Here is a 22,732-nt window from a genome sequence, read left to right on the forward strand (position 1 = left end):
GCTGCGCGGGCCGCGAGAATGCGCGCTTTCCGCACTGGGATCCCGACATGCCGCATCGCCTGATGGTCGTCTTCCTGGCGCTGGCCGCGTCCACGGCGAGCGCCGCCGATTCCTGCCTCGACCAGGCCCTGCAGGCGCACGCATTTACCGGCGGAGCGGGGCAGATCTCGATCGCCACGCTGGCGCGCGACGGCAGCCGTGATACCCGCGTGCTGGGCGCGGCCGCGCCCGACACGGCGCTGCATGGTGACGAAGGCTTCCGGCTCGCGAGCATCACCAAGACCTACGTTGCCGCCACGGCGCTGCGCCTGCATGAGGATGGCCGCCTGGACCTGCAGGCGCCGATCGGGCGCTACCTGCCGAAGGCCTGGATGCAGCTGCTTGCCAGCGATGGCTACAAGCCCCGCGACATCACCGTGCGCCATCTGCTGAGCCATACCAGCGGCCTCGCCGACGCGGCGCAGGCACCGCAGTTCATCGCCACGATCAAGGCGAATCCGCAGACGCGCTGGACGCGCGAAGGCGACCTGCACTATCTGGTCGAGTGGACCGATCCCGTCGGCGCGCCGGGCGAGAAGTTCGCGTACTCCGACACCGGCTACGTCCTGCTGGGGGCCATCATCGAACGCATCACCGGGCAGACGCTGCCGCAGGCGGTGCGCACGCAGCTGCGGCTCGATGCGCGCGGCGTGCCGGGCACCTACTGGGAACGCTATGAATCGCCCGTCGGCGGTGCGCGCGCGCACCAGCGCTTCGAGGGGCTGGACACGCACGACTGGGATCCGTCGATGGACCTGTACGGTGGCGGCGGCCTGGTCGCGCCGCCCGTCGACGTTGCCGTCTTCTTCGACGCGCTGCTCAGCGGACACGTCTTCAAGAAGCCGGAGACGCTCGCCTTGATGCAGTCGGCCGAGGGCCTGCCCTCCGCGAGCGAATACCGGCTCGGAATCTTCGCGTACAACCTCGACGGCACCGCGGCGGCGGGCCATTCCGGCTTCTGGGGCACGCTCGTGGCGCGCGAGCCGCGGTCCGGCCGCACGATCTCCGGCGCGGTCACGGATCGCAACGACTATCCGCAACTCAAACAGTTGGTGAGCGACTACGTCGCGCGCGCGCATGCAGACGCCAGCGGCACGCAGGCGTGTGCGGCGACGCAAACGCAGTGAGACGCGCCTGAGGCCGGGAGGCGGGGGTGGCCTTGCCAGCCCGGCACGTCATCCAGGAAGAATGCTGGCTTGCAGCATCCGACCCGGTTCGCGGAATGCTTGGGACCTGGTCTTACCTGCCTACGGCAAGCATCCGATGATGCTGATCTGCGGCGCCGATTGCGCGGCCACGCAACCCGGCGCGCGCGGCTCGCACGCCGCTGCGATCTGCAGCAGCTGCTGAACGCGATTGGCTTGCGGAGCGCGCTGATTCGCAGCGCGGTCGTCGGATCCGGTTGGAATCCGAGAAATTTTCTTAATGGTTGCGGTGGCTCCACGGCGCTCACCCGCGGATTACGCGGCTCCGCCTGCGTGGAGTGGGGGTTTTCCCCCATGGGCCCAACAAAATCGCACCGCAACCTTCACGTTCCAAGCGCGCTGCCGCTTTGAGACTCGAGGGCAACATGTTTCCATAGCCGCAGGGCAGGGGGAGCGTGAAGCGCATGCCAGCGACAACCAGCAGAGATCGCAATTTTCTGTTCCTCGCAGCCCTGGTGCTGGCCGCGGCCGTCGTCGCTTTCGTCCTGCCCGCACCGCGCGCCGCCACCGCGCAAGCCGCGCATGCACACAGCGCCCGCACCCGTCCCATCGTCTTCGCCGGCGATTCGCATTACCCGCCGTTCGACTACCTCGATGAGCAATCGCGTCCCGCCGGTTTCGACGTCGACCTGATCCGTGCCGTCGCCAGGCACGCCGGCCTGAAGGTCGATATCCGCCTGGATACCTGGGAACGCGTGGTTGCCGACCTGCAGGCCGGCAAGGTCGACGTCGCGCCGATGCTGGTCACTCCCGCGCGGAAGCAGCGCGTCCGCTTCAGTCATTCGTTCCTGCACCGCTACCACCTGGCCTTCGGCCGCAGTGGCGGCGCCTATGTCGGCAGCCTTGCCGAACTCGCGGGGCGGCGCGTGGTCGCCCAGCGTGCCGGCATGGCCTGGGAGGAACTCGCGCGCATCCCGGGCGTGCGCATGGTCGGCGTCGACAACGAGGGCGACGCGCTGCTGGCCGTGCAGCATGGTCGCGCCGACTACGCCCTCGTGCCGATGTACGTCGGCTATGAAGCACAACGCCGCCTCAAGCTTGACGAGGTGGTCGCGCTCAGTCCCGCCTTCCTCGAGACCGACTACGCCTTCGCCGTGCGCCCGGGCAACGAAGCACTGCTCGAGCGCCTCAACGTGGGCCTGCGCGAAACCACGCGCAGCGGCGAGCTCAGCCGCCTCTACGTGCGCTGGCTGGCCAACCTGGTGCCGCCCAAGGACTCCTATCGCTCCGGCCTGCTGTTCGCCGCTTGGATTGCGCTGCCGCTCCTGCTCCTGGCCACCGTGCTGCTGGTGGGGTGGCGCCGCGCGCGCATGCGCGCCGAAGCGCAAGCATTGCACCTGGAAAGCCACGATCCGGTGACGCAGCTGGCCAACCGCGCCGGCTTCCGCCGCGCGCTCGCGCCGCTGGTGGCGGCGGGCCAGCCCTTTGCGGTGATCCGCGTCGACCTGATCGACATCGGCGCGGTGGAGGCGATGGCCGGCCACGCCTTCGTGGACGAGTTGCTGCTGGCGCTCGCGCAGCGGTTGCTGCAGCACCACGCCCTGGTGGCCAAGATCAACGATCGCGGCTTCATCCTTGCGGCGCCGGGCGTGGCCGATGGCGAGAGTGCGCACGCCACCATGCGCTGCGTCTTGGGCACGCTCAACCAGCGCATCGAGATCGCCGGCCTGCCGATCGAACAGATCGGCTGCGCGGGCGCGGCCTTGTTCCCCGAACACGGCAGCGGGCCCGAAGAACTGATGCGCGCCGCAGGCCTCGCCTGCGAGGAGGCATGCCTGCGCCCGGGCAGCGAGGTGCTGTACCAACCCGCGTTCGCGCCGGATGCACGGCGCCTGACCTTGCTGACCGACCTGCGCGCGGCGATTCGCGAAGGCACCCTGGGTTACGCGCTGCAGCCGAAGCTGCAACTGGCGTCGCAGCGCGTGTGCGGCGCCGAGATGCTGGTGCGCTGGCGGCATCCGACCCACGGCAAGCTGGTGCCGGCGGAGTTCGTGCCGCTCGCCGAGCGCACAGGCGTGATCGGCGAGATGACGTTCTACCTCGTCGAGCGCGCGGTGGCGCTGTGCCGTGAATGGCGCGCGCGCGACCTCGAACTGACGCTGTCCGTCAACGTGTCGGTCAACGACCTGTCGGACACGGCGGTGGTGGACCGAATCGTGGCCGTCGCGGCGCCGGTGCGCGGGATGCTGATGCTGGAGGTCACCGAAACCGCGGTGATGCGCGACCCCGACAAGGCGTTCGCGGCGGTGGAACGCCTGCGTGCGGGCGGGCTGCGGATGTCGCTGGACGATTTCGGCACCGGCAACGCATCACTGACCTACCTGCGGCGCCTCGCGCCGGAAGAGGTCAAGGTCGATCGTTCCTTCATCACCGGGCTGATGCATTCGGAAGCGGACCGGTCGATCGTGCGCTCGACGATCGCGCTCGCGCATTCGGTGCAGGCGATGGTCACGGCCGAGGGCGTGGAGGACCGCGAAACCATGGCCTGGCTCATTGCCGCCGGCTGCGACGCAGCGCAGGGCCACCACGTCGGCCGGCCGATGGAGGCCGCCGCCTTCCTGGAGCGCGTGCTGCGCGAGGCGGCGGATCGGGTCGAGCCCTGAGGCGCGCGGCCATGGCGCGTTGCAGCCTGCCTGCGGCTGCGCGCGTCGACGACGCGCGAGGTTTCAGCGGTCGATGACTGGCAGCGTCCGCACGACGCCGCTTCGCCCGTCCAGGCCAAGGCCATAGCGAAGGCTGCGTCCGATGCGCGTGGCATGCTCGATCATCTGGGCCGCGTGTTCCGGCGGCAGTTCGGCTTCGGCAACCTCGCGCCACAACGCGAGCCAGTGCGCGAAGTGGCTTTCGTCGATGGGGTGCGGGCGGTGTGCGGCCATCGGGTTGCCGCGATAGCTGCGGGTCCCCAGCGCGACGGAGCTCCAGAACGACACCAGCGTGCGCTTGTGCTCTTCCCAGTCGTCGACCGCGGGATTGAATACCGGGCCGAGGATCGGGTCGGCCTGCACGCGATCGTAGAAGCGATCGACCAGGCGGACGATGTCGGCGGTGTCGAGAGGTGCGGCCATGACGCGCATTATCGCAGCCGCGTCGGCGGGCGGTCGTGATGCCATCGCTGTTGTTCCGGATCCGAGCGGCCGTAGCCACGCGTCGGGGCCATCGGGGCAGCCGCCGCAGACTGCAGGACGCGCAGGGCGTTGGACGCATGGCGGATGCCGATCCGGGCTTCACGCCGCCAGCGGTATGGGTGCAGCGTCTTCCGACGCCGACCCGCCGATGCCGAAACGACCGACCCGCAGGACCGCACGACGCGTCGCCAGGCCGGGGGCGAAGCGCGAAACCGCGAAGGCGAAGCAGGCCGCGACCAGGGTCGCGGAAAAGCTGGACCCGACCAAGCCCACCGCCTCGCGCGCGCAAAGCGGCAAGTCGACGCGGCGTCCTGCGGTCGAGGCGCTGATCCGGCGGGCGCGCGGCAGCCTGCCGGTCGCCCTGCTGCGCCGATTCATCGATGCGGACCTGCTGTCGCAGTCGGCGGCGCTCGCGCTGTACGCAATCCTTTCGCTGGCGCCATTGCTGCTGATCCTGGTGTGGCTGGCCAGCGCGATCTGGCCAGGTGCGCAGGAGGCGGTGATGCAGCAGATCGCGTTGCTGGTCGGCGGCGACGCCGAGCGGGTCGCGCGCACCATCGTCAGCAACGCCCGGCAACGACCGGATACCGGCTCCATCGCCGGCTGGTGGAGCCTGGCGCTGCTGTTCGTCGGCGCGACGGCGGTGTTCGCGCAGTTGCAGGACGTGCTCAACAAGATCTTCCGCACCGACGCCGCCGCGTTGCCCGGGGCGATGGCGTGGCTGCGCAAGCGCGTGTTCTCGCTCGGGCTGGTGTTCGCGCTGGGTTTCCTGCTGGTGGTGTCGATGACCTTGCACACCGTGCTGCAGCTGATGTTCGCGCGGGTGGACTGGGTGCTGCCGTTGATGGGCACGGCCGCGGCATGGCTGGTGTACGCGCTGGCGTTCGCCCTGATGTACCACTACCTGCCGGACCGCAGGGTCGGCTGGCGCCGTGCACTGGGCGGCGGCGCAGCGACCGCGCTGCTGTTCCTGCTGGGCCGCGCCGCCATCGGCTGGTACCTGGGCCGCGCCGATCCCGGCTCCGCCTACGGCTCGATGGGAACGCTCGTGCTGGCGCTGGTGTGGGTCTACTACGCGGCGCTGATCGTCTTCGTCGGCGCGCTGTTGACGGCAGTGGTGGACGAGCGGGCAAAGGCGAGGGCGGGTGCGGGCAAGGGGTGATGCGCGCATGCGGTGGCCGACGCGGCAACGGTGAGCTGGAACCGCGCGGCATCGCCGGGCGGGCCATGACCACTTGCTGGGCTGATCCGGGGCCGCCGAGTCCAACATGCCGAGCATCCGCCTGCTCGGCGATCTGCCGTGCCGTTTTCCGCCTTCTGCACACGCACTCGTCATGTCGCGACGCAACAGTACGTGTGACCGCGGTCGCTGTTCTCGGGCATCGCTCTGAACCGTTCATTCCGCATCGGGATTGCAGGTTTCTTCGGCTTTTCAGCTGCGGAACGCGAAATGCTCGCGGCCTGGGCCGGCATGCCCAAGGCGTAAGAACAAACCTTCATTGCTTGCGCGGGAGTTTTGTCGTTACGTTCGAAACAGATCGGCGTTCTGCCGGTCATCCCGGCAGAGAGAGACGCCCGCTCGAGGAATGGGCCACTGGAGTGCGCGGCCGGGTCAATCATGTCTTCAATCCACAGGGGAAAGATCCTGATGTCGAAGTCGCAAAAGTTGCACCAGCACGCGCTCGCCACGGCCATGGCAATCGCGCTGACCGCCGGATTCGCCGGCTCCGCCGCTGCCGCCGGTCGCGTGGACACGGCCGGCCTGCATTCCGCGGACCAGACCAGCTTTGATCGCTTCATCGTCAAGTACCGCGCCGGCACCAGCGCCGCCGCCCAGAAGCACAACCTGGACATCGCGGCCAGGAGCAGTGGCCAGGGGCTGGCGGTCGGCCACCTGCGTACGCTGTCCGTCGGCGGCGAAGTTGTCGAGGCCAGCCATGGGCTGGGCCGTGCCGACGCGGAACGCCTGATGCGCAACATCGCCGCCGACCCGAACGTCGAGTACGTCGAGGTCGACCGGATGATGCAGCCGCTGATGACCCCGAACGACACCCACTACGCCACCTACCTGTACGGCCTGCAGAGCGGTACCCCGGGCATCCGCGCCGACCAGGCGTGGAACACCACCAACGGCGCCGGCGTGGTCGTGGCGGTGATCGACACCGGCTACACCAACCATAGCGACCTGCTCGGCAACATCCTGCCCGGTTACGACTTCATCTCGAGCAAGACCGTCTCCGGCGACGGCGGCGGCCGCGATTCGGACGCGCACGACGTGGGCGACTACTACCAGGGCAAGCCCTCCAGCTGGCACGGCACCCACGTGGCCGGCACGGTTGCCGCGATCGGTAACAACGGCGTGGGCGTGATCGGCGTGGCCTACGGCGCCAAGGTCGTCCCGGTGCGCGCGCTGGGTCGTGGCGGCGGCTACACCTCCGACATCGTCGACGGCATCACCTGGGCGTCGGGCGGCACGGTTGCGGGCGTTCCGGCCAATGCCAACCCGGCCGAAGTCATCAACATGTCGCTGGGCGGCGCCGGTACGTGCTCGAGCACCTACCAGAACGCGATCAACGCCGCCGTCGCCCGTGGCACCACCGTGGTGGTGGCCGCCGGCAACGACAACGCCGACGCCTCGGGCTTCACCCCGGCCAGCTGCGCCAACGTGATCACCGTGGCCGCGACCAACAAGTCCGGCACCCGCGCCAGCTACTCCAACTACGGCAGCAACATCGACGTGGCCGCCCCGGGTGGCGACAGCCCGGACTGCACCACGCTGATCGTGTCGACTGGTAACGCCGGCACCCAAGGTCCGACCACCGAGAACTACAAGTGCATGGCGGGCACCTCGATGGCGTCGCCGCACGTGGCGGGTACGGTCGCGCTGATGCAGTCCGTGCGCACCACGCCGCTGACCCCGGCGCAGGTGGAGTCGATCCTCAAGAGCACGTTGCGCGCCTTCCCGGGCACCAACGACAAGCCGATCGGCGCCGGCATCATCGACGCCAACGCGGCCGTGAACGCCGCCGCGACGTACTGATTCGCTGCAAAAAACTGAAGTGCAACACGAACCCCGGCTTCGGCCGGGGTTCTTTTTTGGCCCTCAGGCTCCGGACTGCGGCGGATCGCTGCGGGTGCTCCGCCGCGATGCGGCGGCGCAGCGCGTCGCGCGCGACCGGCAAGGGCCGCAGCCGGGAATCGATCCCGGCTGCGAACACCTCCATCCCGCTACTGGACGCTGATCGTTCCCTTCATCATGGCCATGTGGCCCGGGAAGGTGCAGAAGAACTCGTACGGCCCACCGTCCTTGATCTTGCTGACCGGGAAGCTGACCGACGTGCTCTCGCCTCCGCCCACCAGCTTGGTGTGGGCAACCACGCGCGCGTCGCCGGCCTTGACGTAGGCGGACGCGGCGCCGGCCGACATGCCGTCGGCGGCGACAGCCTGTGCGTCAGCGGCCTTGGCGATCACCACGTTATGGCCCATCGCCGCGACGGGCATCTTTCCGCTGTGCTTGAGGGTGATCTTGAATTCGCTGCACGAGGCCGGCACCGCGATCGAACCGACATTGAACTGCATCGAGTCGGTGCCCTCGATCTCGGTGGCGCACCCGGTGACCGTGGCAGCTGGCTTCTCGCCCGCCGCAGGCGTGGCGGCAGGAGCGGTGGCGGGTGGCGTTGCCTCGGTAGGCGCTGGCGTGGGTTCGGTGGCCGGCGGCGGAGTCTCGGCGGGCGCGGGTGTTTCGGCGGCCGGCGGCGGAGTGGTGGTTTCCGGCGGCGGCGTGCGGTCGCCGCACGCGGACAGGACAAGCATGCAAGCTGCGGTCAGCAAAGTGGCATGGATCTTCATCGGCTAAGCCTCCAGGAAAAAGCCGGCTCATGATTTGCGCTGGCGCCCTTGCGCTGCGTGAAGGGGCCGTTCGCGTTTCCGGGCGAACGCGAGCGAGTGCAGGGGGAGTGGGCGGGCATCGAAGCTGAGCAGGGCTAATCGCGGGTTTGGATGCTTCCCCCCGGATGAGTCCCGCTCCACGCAGACCTCCTCTTTAGTGGAATTGCCAGCCCCGGAGGCCGCTGACAGCTTGGGCAGGCCAGTCGCCGGCTCCGCGATCTGGCCGCCGGGCGGGCGTGGACTGCCGCAACCATCGGTCATGAGGCTCCGCGCCGCCCGCCATCGCGCTGTCCGCGTGGACGGCCATACCAGAGAGGTGTTCCACCATGACTCGAGACCCGCTTTGCACGCACCGGCTTTGGTTCGCCTCCGCGATTGTCGGCGGCCTGACGCTGGCCGGCACCGCCACCGCGCAGACCGCCCTGCGTCCGAACCTGATTGCGCGGCCTGCGTTCAACGCGTCGCTGGTCACGGATGCCGGCGGGCGTTCCACGCTGCGCTTCGGCACTACTACCTGGAACAGCGGGGCCGGGCCGCTGGAACTGGCGGCCGGCGAAGTCGAAACCGGATCGGGCAAGCTGCGCGTGTACCAGGTCGTCTACCAGAGCAGCGGCAGTCCGGTCCTCTACTTCGCGGGCGCGTTCGAGTACCACCCCGCGCACGACCACATGCACTTCAACGACTACGCGCTCTACCTGCTGCAGCCGGTCAACGCAGCGGGCGGATCGGCGCGCACCGGCGCCAAGACCACGTTCTGCATCATGGACAGCAGCCCGATCAACCTCGCACTGCCGGGCGCGCCCGGCACGCCGTTCTACAGTCGCTGCGGCCGGGACCTCCAGGGAATGTCGGTCGGCTGGGCCGATACCTACGGCGCCGAGCTCGCCGGGCAGGAGATCGATTTCACCGGTAACGCCGATGGCATCTACCAGCTCAAGATCGAGGTCGATCCCAAGAAGCTGCTTCTGGAGAGCAACGAGAACGACAACGTCTCGTGCCTGCTGCTCAGCATCAGGAAGCCGGGCACCGTCACCGTGCTGGACAGCAGCGGCCAATGCTCCGCGGTGGCGTCGATTACCCCGAACTCGGCGCGCGTCGGTACCAGCGTGCAGGTCACCATCAACGGTTACGGATTCACCCAGGGCATGGGCGTCAGCTTCGATAGCGGCAACGGGCCGCGGCCGGTCGCAAGCAACGTGCAGCTGATATCGGACACCGAATCGGTCGATCAGATCAGGGCGACCGTAACGGTGCCGTACAAGAAGAATCCCGGCAGGGATCCCGTCTGGAACGTACGCGTGGGCAGTGGCGGGGTGCTGCTCAACGGATTCACGGTCACGCGCTAGCGGCGCGATCTTGGGATCGCCAGGTAACGGGATACCCCTTTTGTGGAATGGCCGCGCGATTTCGACTCTGACACCGTGCGGTTGCGACAGCGGTATGCGCACGAATCAAGCAACGGACTCAGGTCCATACAGGAGAGCAAAATGATCAGGCTTACGAACAAGTCATTGATTGCGGCTGCGCTGAGTGTCGGCGCGACCTTGATCGCCGGCTCCGCCCTTGCCGGTGGCACTCCGCCGCCGCCGCGGGACATCTGCCACAACATCGGCGGGCCGCGGGACCTGGGCGCCAACTGTGAAGCCACCGGCAACTGCACTTACGTGACCGAGGACGGTGGACAGCTTCTTACCCTCGGTCCCAATCAATACCTGGGGATCGTGATCGGGGCGAGCGACAATGCCGCGGACGCCCACCTCAAGCATGGGGATGGCTACGTCGACGCCCTGTTCGAGCCGCCGCTGCACATGGCATCGGTGATCGGCCCGCACCAGGCATCCAACGTGGAATGCCTCGCAACGCGGGCTACGACCACGCAGCCGCCGGAACCCGGCAACTGAGCGGGCAGACAGCTGCAAGGGACGCAGGAGTGGCGAGCGGAAGCCCGGTCACCCTGCGTGTCTGCAGCCGGGGCACCAGGAGTCGGAATTCAATTCAACGAAGGTGCCGACGCCAGCAGGACCACCAGCGCGCGGCGGCGCACGCCGAGTTTGGCGAAGACGCTCCTGAGATGCTTCTTTACGGTGTCTTCCATGATGCCGAGGTCGCGCGCGATTTCCTTGTTGCTGGAGCCAAGGTGCAGCCGCGCGACGACTTGCAACTCCCGTTGCGTCAGGGTGTCCATTGCGAGGACGCGGTCCGGATCGCTGGATGCCCCGGATTCCGCAGTGGCCAATGGCCACGCGGCGTCGGTGATCACCTCCGCCATCAACTGGCGTGACAGCCACAACTCGCCCTGGCTCACGGCGCGGATGGCCTTCAGGCAGACCTCGGGCAGGCATGCGCCCAGCAGGAGACCGTGGAACCGATTGCGCAACACGTCGGCCACCAGCCCGGGACACGGTTCGTCGCACAGCAGGAGCACGCGCACGCGCCGGGTCTGCGCATGGATCATCTGCAGCGACTGCGGATCGAGCCTGTCGAGCAATGCCTTGTCGAGCAGCATGACATCAGGCTGGTAGCGCTCCACCCGGGCGGCCAGGCAGGTTGCGTCCAGGGGCTCGCCCCTGATCTCGATCCCCGACACACGCGCGAGCTTGGAGAGCCATGCCGCGCGCAGGTCGCGGCGTTCGGAGGCAATCATGACCGCGATCGCGGCGGCATCGGCCGCCTCGAAGTCGTCGAGGCCCAGTGCTGCCGGGTAAAAAGCCGTGCCCGAACGCACGACGCGCTCTTGTTCAATGTTCATCGTAGGCAACCTGTCCCGCTGAACAGCAACCAGAAGTTTCCGCGGACGCATCCCGACCGCGCACAGCAAGCGCGCGCGTTCTGAACCGAATCACATTTGCCCCGCGGGTTTCCATTCCCGCTGCCGATGATGGGAATGCGTGCTTGGGTTTCAGTGGGTCCAACGACCTTTTTGTTGCCGGTGGGACAGTCAAATGGATCGCTTCACCCATCCGGGGGGATTTCGAACCGGTCCGTTTCAAACTGAGCGGGGAAACCGCGCGAGATTGCGCGACCTGCCTGAGCGACCGCACCGCTTGCCGCAAGAGTCGATGGCCGCCGGTACGCGACTGCCCGACTCGTGGACCAATTACCGGTTAATTGCCCAACTCGAACACCACGATCTTCGCCGTCTTCTTCTCCACCGGCCAGATCGGCGAATTGGTGCCGGCAACGAAGGCTACGCGCTGCGTGCCGTCGATGGCATAGCTGATCACGCCGCCACCGGCAGCGCCGTCGAGGGTGGTCCGCCACAGCAGGCTGCCGTCGTCGGCGTCGAAGGCGTAGGCGTTGGCATCCATGTCGGCGGCGAACACCACGCCGCCGGCGGTGGGCGTGACGGCGGCGAGCACGGGGGCGGGAGTGCGGTATTTCCAGCGCACGCTGCCGGTGTCAGCATCGGTCGCGGTGATCCATCCGCCCCATTGCGACTTGGGATCGAACGCGCCGAAGGCGTTCTTCTCGTCAGCCGAGCCGCTCCACGGTTGGCCGAGTGCCACGCTGGCAACCTTGGACGGATCGGCGATGCGCACGGTCGCGCACCAGTCGACACTGCCGGTGTAGATGAGGTTGGTGGCCGGGCTGTACGCCGGACCGTTCCATTCCGATCCGCCCTGCGTGCCCGGGCAGAAGCGCGTGGGCTTCTCCGTCAGCGGGGCCTCGGTGTTCTCGCGTCGCGTCACGGCGGTCTGGTACAGGCGCTGGCCACTGGCCAGGTCGAACCCGTACAGGAAGCCGTCCTTGGGCGTGGCCGCGAGCAGCGAGTGGCCGGCACGCGTGCGAACGAGCGTGGGCGCGGCCGATACGTCCCAGTCATGGAAGTCCTCGGGCACCACTTCGAAATGACGCCGGTATGCGCCGGTGTGCGCGTCGAGCACGACGACCGAATTCGCGAACAGGTTGTGTCCCGGGCGCATGCCCTTGACGAAATCCGGCGCGGGATTGCCACCGGGCACGTAAAGCAGCCCGGTCGCCGGATCCAGGGTGTACGACGTCCAGGTCGCGCCGCCGGTGATGACGACGCCGGGCTGGTTGCCCCAGGTGGGCGCGGCGACCTTGGCCGTCGAGGTGGTCGGCGCGTTGCGTTCCTCTTCGCGCGGCACCAGCCAGGTCTCCCACAACTGGTGTCCGCTGCCGGCGTCGAGCGCGTACATGCGGCCCTTGACCCCGTGGTTGTCGCCGCCGGCCTGGCCGATGAAGACCAGGCCGTTCCAGGCGATCGGCGCGGCCGGCACGCTGTCACCCCTGGTCGCATCGGCGATTCGCGCTTCCCACAGCTTGTGGCCATCGTCCGCGGCGTAGGCCACCACGCGCCCGTCCTGCAGCCCGCGGAACAGGCGGCCATCGAGGTAGGCGATGCCGCGATTGACCTTGAGATAGGAGTCGGCCACGTCCTCCTTGACGCGCCACTTCTGCATGCAGGTGGCCGCATCGATCGCGAAGGTTTCCTTCTCGCTGGTGGCGTAGAGCGTGCGCCCGACCACGATGGGGCCGGTCTGGAAACTGGTGTCGATGCCGAGGTCGTAGGTGCAGGCCACGCGCAGCCGCGACACGTTGTCCGCGGTGATCGCATCGAGCGTCGCGTACCGCTCCGAGGTCACGGTGCGGTTGTAGGACGGCCAGTCGGCAATGCCGGCGGGGGCGGTCGACGGTGCCGTGGCGCAGCCACCGGCAAGCCCGGTCGTGAGCGCGGTGGCCAGGAGCGCGGGCCGGAAGCTGGACATGGTGCTGCCTCGTAGCGCGGTGCGGATCGCAAGCAGGCGCTCGGGCGGATTAAGCGCGCGCGAAAGGCATCGCCGGCGGGCAGATGTCCGTCGTTGGCCGCGTCGGCGCGGTCGCATGGCCAGTTGCTCGCCTGGCCCGGTGCAACTGAACTATTCACGCGCTCGAGCGTTAACCGGACTGGATGGCCCCGCGCTTCACGCCCGTTGAATACTCCCATGCCCAGCATCCGCCAGCCGGGCCTTATTTCGCGAGCTGCGTCCCCACCGCATGGACGCGACGGGTCCTGCAAACCCACTCAATCCGACTGGAGATTTGCAGATGCGCAAGTTCGTTTCCTGGGCCCAGCGTGGCCTGATCGTGCTCTCGCCCCTCTCGCTCGCCATCGCCATGACCGCGTCCGCGGCGGGGGCCTCCGATACGGTATCGCCGGCGCTGCGCGCAGCCATGCAGCGCGACCTGGGCCTGACCTCGGCCCAGTTGTCCCAGTACCTGAAGGTCGAGCGCCTCGCGGCGCAGCAGGAGAAGCAGCTGGCGAAGGCGCAGGGCCGCAACTTCGCCGGGAGCTGGATCGAGCGCCAGGCCGACGGCAGCTTCCAGCTCGTCGTCGCGACCACCGCGATCCGTCCGCCGAAGGTCGCCGCCGGCATCGGCATCCGTAGCGCGCGCCACAGCCTGGCCGAACTCGATGCGTCCAAGGCGCAGCTCGACGCGATGCTCGCGCGGGGCGGTAAGGCGCCCAACGGCGTGTACGGCTGGTACGTGGACCTGCCCAGCAACAGCGTCGTCGTGACCGTCGGCCGCGGAGCCGAGCAGGCCGGCATCGACTTCCTCGCCGCCAGCGGCATCGATGCGCAGAACGTGCGCCTGGTGACGGAAGAAGAACAGCCGAGCCTGCGCAGCGACCTCAAGGGTGGCCTGGGTTACCTGCGCAATCCCGGCGACGGCTACCTCTACGCCTGCTCGATCGGGTTCACCGTTACCCAGGGCAGCACGCCTGGCTTCGTCAGCGCCGGTCATTGCGGCACGGCCAACGAACCGGTCTACCTGGAACTCTCGCCGCAGTGGACGCTCGGCCCGAGGATCGGCACGTTCGCCGCATCGAAGTTCCCGCAGCCGGGCCAGACCGGCAACGACTACTCGTGGGTCAGGGTCGACGCGGGCAACAACCTGCTGCCGACCGTCTATGGCTGGGGCAAGGGCGACGTCACCGTCACCGGCGGCACCGAAGCCGCCGTTGGCGCGGCGATCTGCCGCTCCGGCCGCACCTCGGGCTGGCGCTGCGGCACGATCGAGGCCAAGAACCAGACGGTCAGCTACAGCAGTGGCGAAACCATCCTCAACCTGACGCGCACCACCGCGTGTTCGGAAGGCGGCGACTCGGGCGGTTCGTTCATCACCGGCCCTGGCCAGGCGCAGGGCGTGCTGTCCGGCGGCAGCGGCAGCTGCAAGGGCAAGCTTCCGAACAACCGCACCCGTAGCTATTACCAGCCGTTGTTGCCGATCCTCGCCGCGTACAACCTGACCCTGCGCACCGGTCCCTGATCCACTGGCACTGGGAAACGTAAACGCCCCGCTGGCCGGGGCGTTTGCTTTTGGACGCATGGCGCGAGCCTTTGCTAGCAGCGCCGCGGAATCCGCCGGATCAGGCCTCTTGGCCGCTTTCGATCAGGCTCAGGTCAAAGGCCGGGAATTCGCCCGTTGCGCGGACAGGCCTGAGCCGGAACTCCTCCAGTACCTTCTCGCCCTTGTCGGTCAGGCGGAGCTGCGTGCCCCCTTCGACCAGGCCGCGCTGCAGCAGTGCGAAGCGCACTGCGGGGCCGATCTGGGCACGTCCTTCGACAATCCCTTCGAGTATCCGCAGCAGTCCCTTTTCTTCAAAAGTCAGTCTTGCCATTCGTGAAAGCCCCGTTCTCGCGCGGAGCCTATAGCACGTAGTCGTCGATGGCACGTGAGGCGATCCCGTAAAAAACGGATTTGGGCAACGGATCTCAGTCCGGATGCGCCGGCATTGGCCGCGCGGAGAGCTCGCATCCGTGCAGGCTGCGTGCTGCAGGTGCCGGCCGCTCCGGCCTTCACTCGATCAGCTGGTAAGTGGACGTGATGAAGTCGCGGGTCAGAGCCGGGATCGCCAGCGCGTCGGGACGACGCTGCGTCATCAGCACGCAGACCAGCTCCTCGATCGGGTCGACCCACCATGACGTGCCGAAAGCGCCGTCCCACCCGAAGCGGCCGGGCGCGCCTGCGATGTCGCGGCGCGCGGTAACCACGCCCACGCCCAGTCCCCAGCTCGTATCGGCCCAGAAATCCGGGAAGAACGGCGATGCCGTCTTCTGCGCCTCGGTGAGCTGGTCGCTCGTCATCAGGTCGAGCGTGGGCCGCGAAAGCAGGCGCACGCCATCGCGCATGCCTGCGGGCAGCAGCGCGCGGCCGAACGCGGCCATGTCGTCGACCGTCGACACCAGGCCGCCGGCACCGGACTCGAATGCCGGAGGCCGCGACATCTGGCCGCCGCGCGCAGGATCCAGCACGAGGCGGGCGCCGGTGGTGAAGTCGGTGGCGTAGCAGGGCGGCAGCCGGTCGAGCTTGGCCTCGGGCACGCAGAAGCCAGTGTCGTGCATGCCCAACGGCGCGAAGATCCGCTCCTGCAGGAAGCGCGAGAGCGGTTGCCCGGCGACGCGGGCGACGAGCACACCGGTGATCTCGCAGGCCAGTGGTACAGCCACCGCGCGCCGGGCTGGTGCGCCAGGGGCAGGGCGCCGACACGGCGCATGAATTCGTCGGGCGTGCCGTCGAAGATCCAGTCCACCAGCGGCAGCCGCGCGGCGATCTGCGCCTGGTGCAAGGGACAGCCGGGCGCAAACAGCCCGACCTCGCCGTAGCCCGCCCGGAAGGTGAGCAGGTCGCGCAGCGTGATCGCACGTTGCGCCGGCACGGTGTCGTCGAGCGGGCCATCGATCGCGCGCAGGACGCGACGGTTGGCCAGTTCCGGCAGCCAGTGCTCGACCGGATCATCGAGACGCAGGCGGCATTCCTCCACCAGGATCAGTGCGGCCACCGCCGTGACCGGCTTGGTCATCGAGGCGAGCCGGAAGATGGTGTCGCATGCCATCGGCTTGGCTTCGTCGAAGCCCATCGTGCCCAAGGCCTCGACGTGCTCGCGGCCGCCGTGGTGCACGAGCGCGACGATCCCGGGCGTGTAGCCGTTGGCGATGTGGCGTCGCAGGGCCGCGCGCAAGCGTTCCAGGCGAAGCGGAGAGAAATCGCGCATGCAGCCCGGCCGTTATGCAGATACCTGAGCGAACGCGCGGTACCGGAAGCGGCGGCCAGGCCGGGCTCGTGGAGTCTCCGATCGAAGCAGCGCCTGCGCGGCTGGGCGCGCGACGGATTCACGGGCCATGGCGATTCCGAATGCTACGAACGAGCCATGCCTCCCGCCGCCCGCCGCCGCCAAGTGCGCGCCACGCCGCCAGCACGCATCGGTTGCGCGGGCTGGGCGATTCCGGCGGCGCACCGCGATCGCTTCGGTCCCGGGAGCAGCGTGCTGGCACGCTACGCCACGCGCCTGGACTGCGTGGAGATCAATTCCTCCTTCTACCGGCCGCACCGGCGCGACACCTATGCGCGCTGGGCCGACGCCGTGCCCGCGCATTTCCGCTTTTCGGTGAAGATGCCGCGGGCCATCAGCCACGATGCGCGCCTGCGGCAATGCGGCGGGCTGCTCGATGGGTTCCTGTCCGAATGCAGTGGCCTCGGCGACAAGCTCGGCTGCCTGCTGCTGCAACTGCCGCCGAGCCTGGCGCTGGACGGACGGGTGGCCGCGCCCTTCCTGGCGATGCTGCGACGGCGCTGGGATGGGCCGGTCGCCTGCGAGCCGCGCCACGCGAGCTGGTTCACGCAAGCCGCCGACGCACTTTTTCAGCGTCATCGCATCGCGCGGGTAGCAGCCGACCCCGCGCCACATCCGGCTGCCGCTGTGCCCGGAGGCGACCCAGCGCTGGCGTACTGGCGCTGGCACGGCAGCCCGCGCATGTACTACAGCGCCTACGACGACGCCTTCCTGCGCCGCCACGCGCAGGCCGTCGCTGCCTCGGCCGCTGCGCAGACCTGGGTCGTGTTCGACAACACCACGCATGGGCATGCCATCGACGATGCGTTGCGGTTCGCGGCGATGCTGGCCCGCGTTGGTCGCTAGGCGCCCGATCCCGCAGATCTACGCATGGGCAGGAACCGCGCCATGCAGGGCCAGGTCGACGAGGAACCGTCGCGGCTGCATTCCGCATGTCGAACAGCACATCGTGTTCGTCGACGCGCTGGAGTGGCCCAGCCGTCGCGGCGCGGAGCGTTCTCACACCCAGCAAACGACGGACCTGCAAGCGTTCGCCTGGAATCGGCAACGGAATCGTGGCGATGTCCGCATCGTGGGATTGCCTGGTCGTCGGCGCCGGGCCGGCCGGCTTGTCGGCGGCGCTGTACCTGGCGCGCTTTCGCCGGCGCGTGCTGGTGCTGCACGACGGCAGCTCGCGCGCGCTGCGCATTCCGCGCACGCGCAACGCGCCGGGCTTTCCCGATGGCGTGGCCGGGCCCGACCTGGTCGAGCGGATGACCGCGCACGCGGTGGAGTACGGCGCCGCCGTGCGCGAGGCCACGATCGAGGCTGCCGAGCGCACCGATGCCGGCTTCGCGTTGCGCACGCGCGAAGGCGAGCGCCTGGAAGGCCGCGCGCTGATCCTCGCCACCGGCGTCGAGCCGCACCAGATCGCACTCGCGCCCGACGCGCACCAGGCGGCGATCGATGCGGGGATCCTGCGCTATTGCCCGATCTGCGACGGCTACGAGCACATCGACGCGCGCATTGGCGTAGTGGGTTGCGATGGGCAGGGTGCGGCCGAGGCGCTGTTCCTGCGCGGCTATTCCGCCGACATCACCCTGGTGCCGCGCGCCCATGCGGAGCTGGATGCGGAAGAGACCGCGGCGTTGGCGGCCGCGGGCATCCGCGTGTACGAGCAGGCGGTCGAACGCTTCGAGCCCGGAAGCACCGCCATGCGCGTGCACCTGCGCGGCCAGGCCGAGCCACTCGAGTTCGACGTGGTGTATCCGGCACTGGGCTGCCACCACCGCAACGAGCTCGCGCGCCAGCTCGGCCTGCCCCTGGACGACAAGGGCGCCGTCGATGCGCACGCGCCCTACGGCACCACGGTGGCCGGGCTCTACTGCGCCGGGGACATCGTCGACGGGCTCGACCAGATCAGCGTCGCGATGGGCCACGGCGCCATCGCGGCCACGCGCGCGCACAACTACCTGCGGGCGCTGGAGGCCGGGAAGTAGGCCGCCAACGCGACCATTCCGGCGGGCCGCCGGTGCGTGTCGGATAATGCGCGGGACTCGAATCCAGCCCTGGCGCATGTCCATCGTCCTCACCGAATTCGCCCGATCGCGACTGTTTCCGCGCGAGCCGCGCCGCAACACCATCCAGGACTGCACGCCGGGGCGGTTCGAGCGGCACCTCAACGACATGCCGCCGTTGCAGGTGCTCGACGGCTACGCCCCGTTCTGCAAGCTGCACGTGCATCGCAACTGGACGTCGACGCGATGCCTGGCCGTGCCGATCACCGACGGCAACCGGCACCTGTTGCGTTGCGAATACGAGGCACGGACGAAGGACGAACTTCCGGTGCTGGTGCGCTGGTTCGAGGGACTCGAGCCGCCCGTGGCCGGGTACCTCATCCCCATCCTCTACAGCCGCGAACAACTCGAGCGAGAGGGGACGGTGATCGCGGCGGACTGGGGCGTGGTGGGGTGCATGTACACCGCCGAGCCGGTGGAGACGCCGATGGCGCCGATCACGATGATGCGCAATGCGCTGGGCGTGGAGGAGGGTGGCTCGGGCGTAGCGCTGGATCGCCGGGCGTACCTGCGCAGCGTCGAGTTCTGGCGTACCCACGCCAACTGGCGCGGCTGAGTCCTCCGCGCGGGCGCTGCGCTAGCGCCAATCGTCGATCACGAAGCACTCGGCGCGGTTGTAGCCGGACGCGTTGCCCAACTGCATGGCCACGCCCTGCAGCATCGCCCTGAAGCCGCGGCCGAGCATGAGCCGGTAGGCGTCGTGGCGCGAGGTGTTCACGCCGGCCACCAGCTGGCCCAGGCCTTCCGTTTGGGCGAGGGCTTCGCAGGCGGAGAGCAGCCGTTCGAACGACCCGGCCGCACGCGCGCCCGGTCGCGCAGCTCCGAACTTGATGTAGGCGGTACCGCTGCCGGCTTCGCTGCCCTTGCCGAGGTGGCACACCGCGAACGCGAGCAGTTCCGCGCCGTCACGGACGAGCACCGTGTCGCCGATGCCCTGCGCGGTCGCGGATTCGATCTCGCGGGTGAGGTCGAGGCCAGGATGCACCGCATCGGCGAGCACGCGGCAGTCCTCCAGCGCCGCCGCGCGCGCGGCGGCGTCCAGGCCGGAATAGCGCTGCCACGCACCGGGATCGGCCATCGCCTGCACCGGTTTGGCCAACAGCGGCGTCAGTTGTTGCGGCCAGAAGCCGTACGACTGGTAGAGCCCGACGTGCTTGGCGCTGTGCGGAAAGGTGAACAGCCCGACCTCGCGTATGCCCCACTGCTCGAACTGCGACATCGTCGCCGCGAGCAGGCGGCGGGCCATGCCGCGGTCCCAGTAGTCCGGATGCACCGTCAGCGGGCCGAAGAATCCGAAGCTGCCCCAGCGCGCCGCGAAGTTGGAGCCGACCAGCCGCCCCTCGACATGCGCACCGAGCGCCGCGTCGGGCGAGGCGCGCCAGCGCGTGCCGACGAAGTCGCTGTCGCCCGCGAACGCAAGCGGGTCGGGCAAGCCCAGGAAGGTGCCGAAGGCGAGACGGAAGATGCGATCGGCCTCCGGCAGGTCGACCTCGCGCAGTGGCTTGATCTCGACGGTGGAGCGTGTGGTGTCCATGGGAATGCCTCGTGGGGGCTCAGGTGGCGGGCTGCTTGCGCGCCGCCTCGATCAGTGCGCGGATGGCCCAGCGCTTCACCTTGCGTGCTTCGGCGTCGTCGAGTTGCAGCACGTCCTTGCACACCACCATGGCCTCGGTGCCGATGAGCAGGGCGAGGGCAGGTGCCAGGAGCTTGAGCGCGGCCGGCTTGAATTGGCTGCGCACCGGCGACAGCGCGGCTTCGATCAATGGCGAGCGGCGGTTCTGGCGCGCGGGCAGTGCATCGCCCTCGCCATCGGCGCCGCGCTGCAGCGAATGCACCAGCATGGTCCGCAGTTGCGCTTCGTTGGCCAGGATCATGTCGTGCAGCGCGTCGTCCACGCGCTGCACGCGGGCGACGGCATCTTCCCTGGGCGCGCGTTCGAACAGCGCCTCGGCCTCGGGGACGGCGACATCCAGCGCCGCCTCGAGCAGCAGGGTGTCGACCTTGGGGAAATACCGGTAGGCGGTCGCGCGCGAGACCATCGCTTCCTCGGCGATCTCCTCCAGGCTGGGCTTGCGCCCCTGGCGCACCAGGCGCGTCGCGGCCTGGAGCAGGTCCTTGCGCGTGCGCCGCCGCTGGTTGGGACGGCCGGGAGATGCGGTATCCATCGTGGCCTCAGTCCTGGGGCAGCTGCTGGAGGATGGCCGCGAGGTCCAGCCACACGTTTTCGCGCCGGATGTCGCCGTTGCCGGCGAATTCCATGACGTGCAACAGCCGGAACTCGAGCGGGCGGTCGCGGCCTTCGATTCCGAATGGCCGGCCCGGCGCGCGGCCCCGCCAGAGCGATTCGTCGACCAGGAAATCCTCGCCGTAGAGCCGGCGCAGTGTTTCCACCTTGCCATCCGCGAGGTCGGCGAACAGGTGTTCGTAGAAGCCGCGGGCGCTGTCGCGGCCGCGGGTCGGACCGGTGGGTGTGCCGACGATGTCGTGCTCGACATCCGCGGCGAGCGTGGACAGCACGCCCTCGACGTTGTCGCTGGCTTCGAATCCGAAGTGTTGGTCGATCTTTCGATCCATCTCGGCGCGGGAGAGGGGCATGGCGGCATCTCGGGGGGAGCGGTGCACGCAATACTAATGAGACAAATATCTCATTAGCAAGATGTCGTCTCAGTTTTCCGACGAGCGGCAGCGGGCCTGGCCTGGACCCGGCGCGAGCCTCAGCCGCCCCGAGCGAAGCGCTGATCGAGGTAAGCGCGCAGGTCCGGTTCCAAGCCCGACGGCTGGTCGAAGAAGCGGCAGATGAGCGCAAACAGCGCAAAGCGTTCCCACTCGAACACCCGGTGCGTGCGCACCATCGCCAGGGTGTGCACGCCTTCGCTGCGGATGTTCACGCCGGAGGCGGCCAGTTCATCGCTGCGCCCGGCCGTCAGCTCCGCCCCGATGCGCCGGTGGTGCGACGACGCGCCGGTGGCGGAGGTCACCAGGTCGCCGAGGCCGGCGCAGCTGTAGGCCGTTTCGATCCGGCCTCCCATCTGGCGGATGATGGCCGCCAGTTCTCGCGTGGCTTCGGCAACCAGGAAACCTCGCACGTTGTCGCCCAGTCCCAGCGCTTCGGCGGCGCCGATCAGCGGGACGTAGACGTTCTTGAGGACGGCAGCCCAGGCCGCGCCCTGGACGTCGTCGGCGTGGTCGAACCGCAACGGCGTACCTGCGAACAGTGCATCGAGTTCGCGGCCGACGCTGGCCTGCGTGCTGGACGCGACCGCAAATCCCATCCTGCCCGCCTGCAGCTCGCGCGCGAGCATCGGGCCGTACAGCAACGCCCAGCCCAGGCGCGCACCGAAATGCCGTGCGAACAACTGCGCGGCGGTGCGGCCCTGCTCGTCGAGTCCCTTGGCGATGGAGAGGCAGATCGTGCCGGCATCGAGCACGGGGGCCAGGCGCCCGGCCAATTCGTCGTGCGGCTGGGTAGGCAGAGCGAAGAGGACCACATCGCGGCCAGTGGCCGCGGTCTCCAGGGGCTCGGTCTCGACCCCGGTCTGCAGGTCGCGGTCCCAGACCACCACGTCGTGGTTCGGCTGCAGCAGCAGTTCGAATGCGCGACCCATGGCGCCGTGGCCGAGGATCAGCACGCGCTTGCCATTGCCTGTCATGGTCAGGCTCCGAGGGTTCCCGAACCCAGCATAGCGACGTCGGTTGAAGGATGCGTGCGCGTCGCGCGAGCGCGAACCGCCGGCCCAGGCGGCCGGAATGGGGCCAAAGGCGCCAAGGTCCTGGCGTGCTAGCGTCGCCCCATGGACGCTTCGACCGCGAAGATCACCTTCAAGGCACGGCTGCTGCGCCCGGCAAGCCCGAAGGGCGCGACCTGGAGCTTCCTCGTCCTGCCTGCCAGGGCGAGCGCGAAGCTGCCGACGCGAAGCATGACCAGCATCGAGGGCACGCTCGCGGGCCAGCCGTTCCGCGCCACGCTCGAACCCGACGGTCAGGGCAGCCACTGGCTGAAAGTGGGCGAGGCGCTGTGCGTGCGCGCGGGTGCCGCGGTGGGCGACACCGTCGCGCTGGAGATCGCGCCCGCAGCGAAAGAGCCCGAGCCCCGCGTTCCCGCCGACCTGCGCAAGGCATTGGATGCCAGCCGCCCGGCGAAGGCGCAATGGTCGGGCCTGACCCCGGTGGCGCGCCGCGACTGGATCCACTGGGTGACCTCGGCAAAGAAGGCCCAGACGCAGGAGCGCCGCATTGCCGGTGCCTGCGACATGCTCGCCTCCGGCAAGCGCCGCGCGTGCTGCTTCGATCGTTCGGGGATCTACGGCAAGGGGATCTGTGCGCCGGAGGCCGCGGAGTAAG

20 protein-coding genes and 2 pseudogenes are annotated in these 22,732 nt (G+C 68.9%); 11 read left to right on the top strand and 11 right to left on the bottom strand.

Features of this window, described 5'->3' with window-relative positions; translation table 11 throughout:
- Window positions 1–47: 47 nt before the first annotated feature.
- Complete coding sequence (locus BP05_RS02130) at window positions 48–1,166, top strand: serine hydrolase domain-containing protein (protein WP_496359961.1); 1,119 nt, start codon at window positions 48–50, stop codon at window positions 1,164–1,166.
- A gap of 482 nt (window positions 1,167–1,648) precedes the next feature.
- A complete protein-coding gene (locus tag BP05_RS02135; protein ID WP_496359963.1) occupies window positions 1,649–3,847 on the top strand; it encodes a putative bifunctional diguanylate cyclase/phosphodiesterase in 2,199 nt (732 codons plus the stop codon).
- A 63-nt stretch (window positions 3,848–3,910) separates the two neighbouring features.
- On the opposite strand, the gene BP05_RS02140 is transcribed toward BP05_RS02135, so the two are convergent.
- A complete protein-coding gene (locus tag BP05_RS02140; RefSeq protein ID WP_496359965.1) occupies window positions 3,911–4,309 on the bottom strand; it encodes a group III truncated hemoglobin in 399 nt (132 codons plus the stop codon).
- Window positions 4,310–4,517: 208 nt separating this feature from the next.
- Between BP05_RS02140 and BP05_RS02145 the strand changes: the two genes are divergently transcribed.
- Together BP05_RS02145 and BP05_RS02150 are read left to right on the top strand one after the other, a co-directional pair.
- Window positions 4,518–5,531: a YihY/virulence factor BrkB family protein gene (locus tag BP05_RS02145; RefSeq protein WP_496359967.1), complete on the top strand. Its 1,014-nt coding sequence runs from the start codon at window positions 4,518–4,520 to the stop codon at window positions 5,529–5,531.
- 486 nt (window positions 5,532–6,017) lie between these two features.
- On the top strand, window positions 6,018–7,409 hold the full coding sequence (locus BP05_RS02150; protein WP_496359969.1) for a S8 family peptidase: 1,392 nt from the start codon (window positions 6,018–6,020) through the stop codon (window positions 7,407–7,409).
- 188 nt (window positions 7,410–7,597) lie between these two features.
- On the opposite strand, the pseudogene azu reads toward BP05_RS02150, so the two are convergent.
- Window positions 7,598–7,999: pseudogene (gene azu, locus BP05_RS02155) on the bottom strand (azurin); the annotation flags it as partial.
- A 584-nt stretch (window positions 8,000–8,583) separates the two neighbouring features.
- Here azu and BP05_RS02160 point away from each other — a divergent pair.
- Together BP05_RS02160 and BP05_RS02165 are read left to right on the top strand one after the other, a co-directional pair.
- Entirely contained in the window at window positions 8,584–9,603 is a 1,020-nt protein-coding gene (locus tag BP05_RS02160) for a lysyl oxidase family protein (RefSeq protein WP_496359971.1), read from the top strand.
- A gap of 141 nt (window positions 9,604–9,744) precedes the next feature.
- The gene (locus tag BP05_RS02165) at window positions 9,745–10,158 is read left to right on the top strand and encodes a hypothetical protein (RefSeq protein ID WP_496359973.1); all 414 of its coding nucleotides are present in this window, start codon (window positions 9,745–9,747) and stop codon (window positions 10,156–10,158) included.
- An 89-nt stretch (window positions 10,159–10,247) separates the two neighbouring features.
- On the opposite strand, the gene BP05_RS02170 is transcribed toward BP05_RS02165, so the two are convergent.
- Window positions 10,248–10,982, bottom strand: a complete 735-nt coding sequence (locus BP05_RS02170) for a response regulator transcription factor (protein WP_496359975.1) — start codon at window positions 10,980–10,982, stop codon at window positions 10,248–10,250.
- 379 nt (window positions 10,983–11,361) lie between these two features.
- A complete protein-coding gene (locus BP05_RS02175) occupies window positions 11,362–12,987 on the bottom strand; it encodes a pyrroloquinoline quinone-dependent dehydrogenase (protein WP_496359977.1) in 1,626 nt (541 codons plus the stop codon).
- A 319-nt stretch (window positions 12,988–13,306) separates the two neighbouring features.
- Here BP05_RS02175 and BP05_RS02180 point away from each other — a divergent pair, with 319 nt between their 5' ends.
- A complete protein-coding gene (locus tag BP05_RS02180; RefSeq protein WP_496359979.1) occupies window positions 13,307–14,530 on the top strand; it encodes a S1 family peptidase in 1,224 nt (407 codons plus the stop codon).
- Between the two features lie 100 nt (window positions 14,531–14,630).
- On the opposite strand, the gene BP05_RS02185 is transcribed toward BP05_RS02180, so the two are convergent.
- The 3 genes and pseudogenes from BP05_RS02185 to BP05_RS02195 all read right to left on the bottom strand — a co-directional run.
- On the bottom strand, window positions 14,631–14,882 hold the full coding sequence (locus BP05_RS02185) for a hypothetical protein (RefSeq protein WP_496359981.1): 252 nt from the start codon (window positions 14,880–14,882) through the stop codon (window positions 14,631–14,633).
- Between the two features lie 178 nt (window positions 14,883–15,060).
- Window positions 15,061–15,711 (bottom strand): serine hydrolase domain-containing protein, encoded by a 651-nt coding sequence (locus BP05_RS02190; RefSeq protein ID WP_496359983.1) that lies wholly within the window; start codon window positions 15,709–15,711, stop codon window positions 15,061–15,063.
- A 47-nt stretch (window positions 15,712–15,758) separates the two neighbouring features.
- A pseudogene (locus BP05_RS02195) lies at window positions 15,759–16,256 on the bottom strand (serine hydrolase domain-containing protein); the annotation flags it as partial.
- 156 nt (window positions 16,257–16,412) lie between these two features.
- Here BP05_RS02195 and BP05_RS02200 point away from each other — a divergent pair.
- The 3 genes from BP05_RS02200 (at window position 16,413) to BP05_RS02210 (ending at window position 18,947) form a co-directional block, all read left to right on the top strand.
- Entirely contained in the window at window positions 16,413–17,180 is a 768-nt protein-coding gene (locus BP05_RS02200) for a DUF72 domain-containing protein (protein WP_496360617.1), read from the top strand.
- Window positions 17,181–17,395: 215 nt separating this feature from the next.
- Entirely contained in the window at window positions 17,396–18,313 is a 918-nt protein-coding gene (locus BP05_RS02205; protein WP_496359985.1) for an NAD(P)/FAD-dependent oxidoreductase, read from the top strand.
- A 76-nt stretch (window positions 18,314–18,389) separates the two neighbouring features.
- Window positions 18,390–18,947: a DUF3228 family protein gene (locus BP05_RS02210; protein ID WP_496359987.1), complete on the top strand. Its 558-nt coding sequence runs from the start codon at window positions 18,390–18,392 to the stop codon at window positions 18,945–18,947.
- 21 nt (window positions 18,948–18,968) lie between these two features.
- Here the strand turns inward: BP05_RS02210 and BP05_RS02215 are convergent, their stop codons facing one another.
- The 4 genes from BP05_RS02215 to BP05_RS02230 form a co-directional block, all read right to left on the bottom strand.
- Window positions 18,969–19,925: a GNAT family N-acetyltransferase gene (locus BP05_RS02215; protein ID WP_496359989.1), complete on the bottom strand. Its 957-nt coding sequence runs from the start codon at window positions 19,923–19,925 to the stop codon at window positions 18,969–18,971.
- A 19-nt stretch (window positions 19,926–19,944) separates the two neighbouring features.
- Window positions 19,945–20,556 carry a TetR/AcrR family transcriptional regulator gene (locus tag BP05_RS02220; protein WP_496359991.1) on the bottom strand — a complete coding sequence of 204 codons (612 nt, stop codon included), beginning with the start codon at window positions 20,554–20,556 and terminating at the stop codon, window positions 19,945–19,947.
- Window positions 20,557–20,563: 7 nt separating this feature from the next.
- Window positions 20,564–20,986, bottom strand: coding sequence for an ester cyclase (locus BP05_RS02225; protein WP_496359993.1), 423 nt, complete (start codon window positions 20,984–20,986; stop codon window positions 20,564–20,566).
- Window positions 20,987–21,105: 119 nt separating this feature from the next.
- Window positions 21,106–22,041, bottom strand: a complete 936-nt coding sequence (locus BP05_RS02230; RefSeq protein WP_496359995.1) for a hypothetical protein — start codon at window positions 22,039–22,041, stop codon at window positions 21,106–21,108.
- A 141-nt stretch (window positions 22,042–22,182) separates the two neighbouring features.
- On the opposite strand from BP05_RS02230, the gene BP05_RS02235 reads away from it, so the two are divergent.
- Complete coding sequence (locus BP05_RS02235) at window positions 22,183–22,731, top strand: YdeI/OmpD-associated family protein (protein ID WP_496359997.1); 549 nt, start codon at window positions 22,183–22,185, stop codon at window positions 22,729–22,731.
- Window position 22,732 lies beyond the last annotated feature (1 nt).

It is taken from the genome of Lysobacter oryzae DSM 21044 (assembly GCF_059568595.1).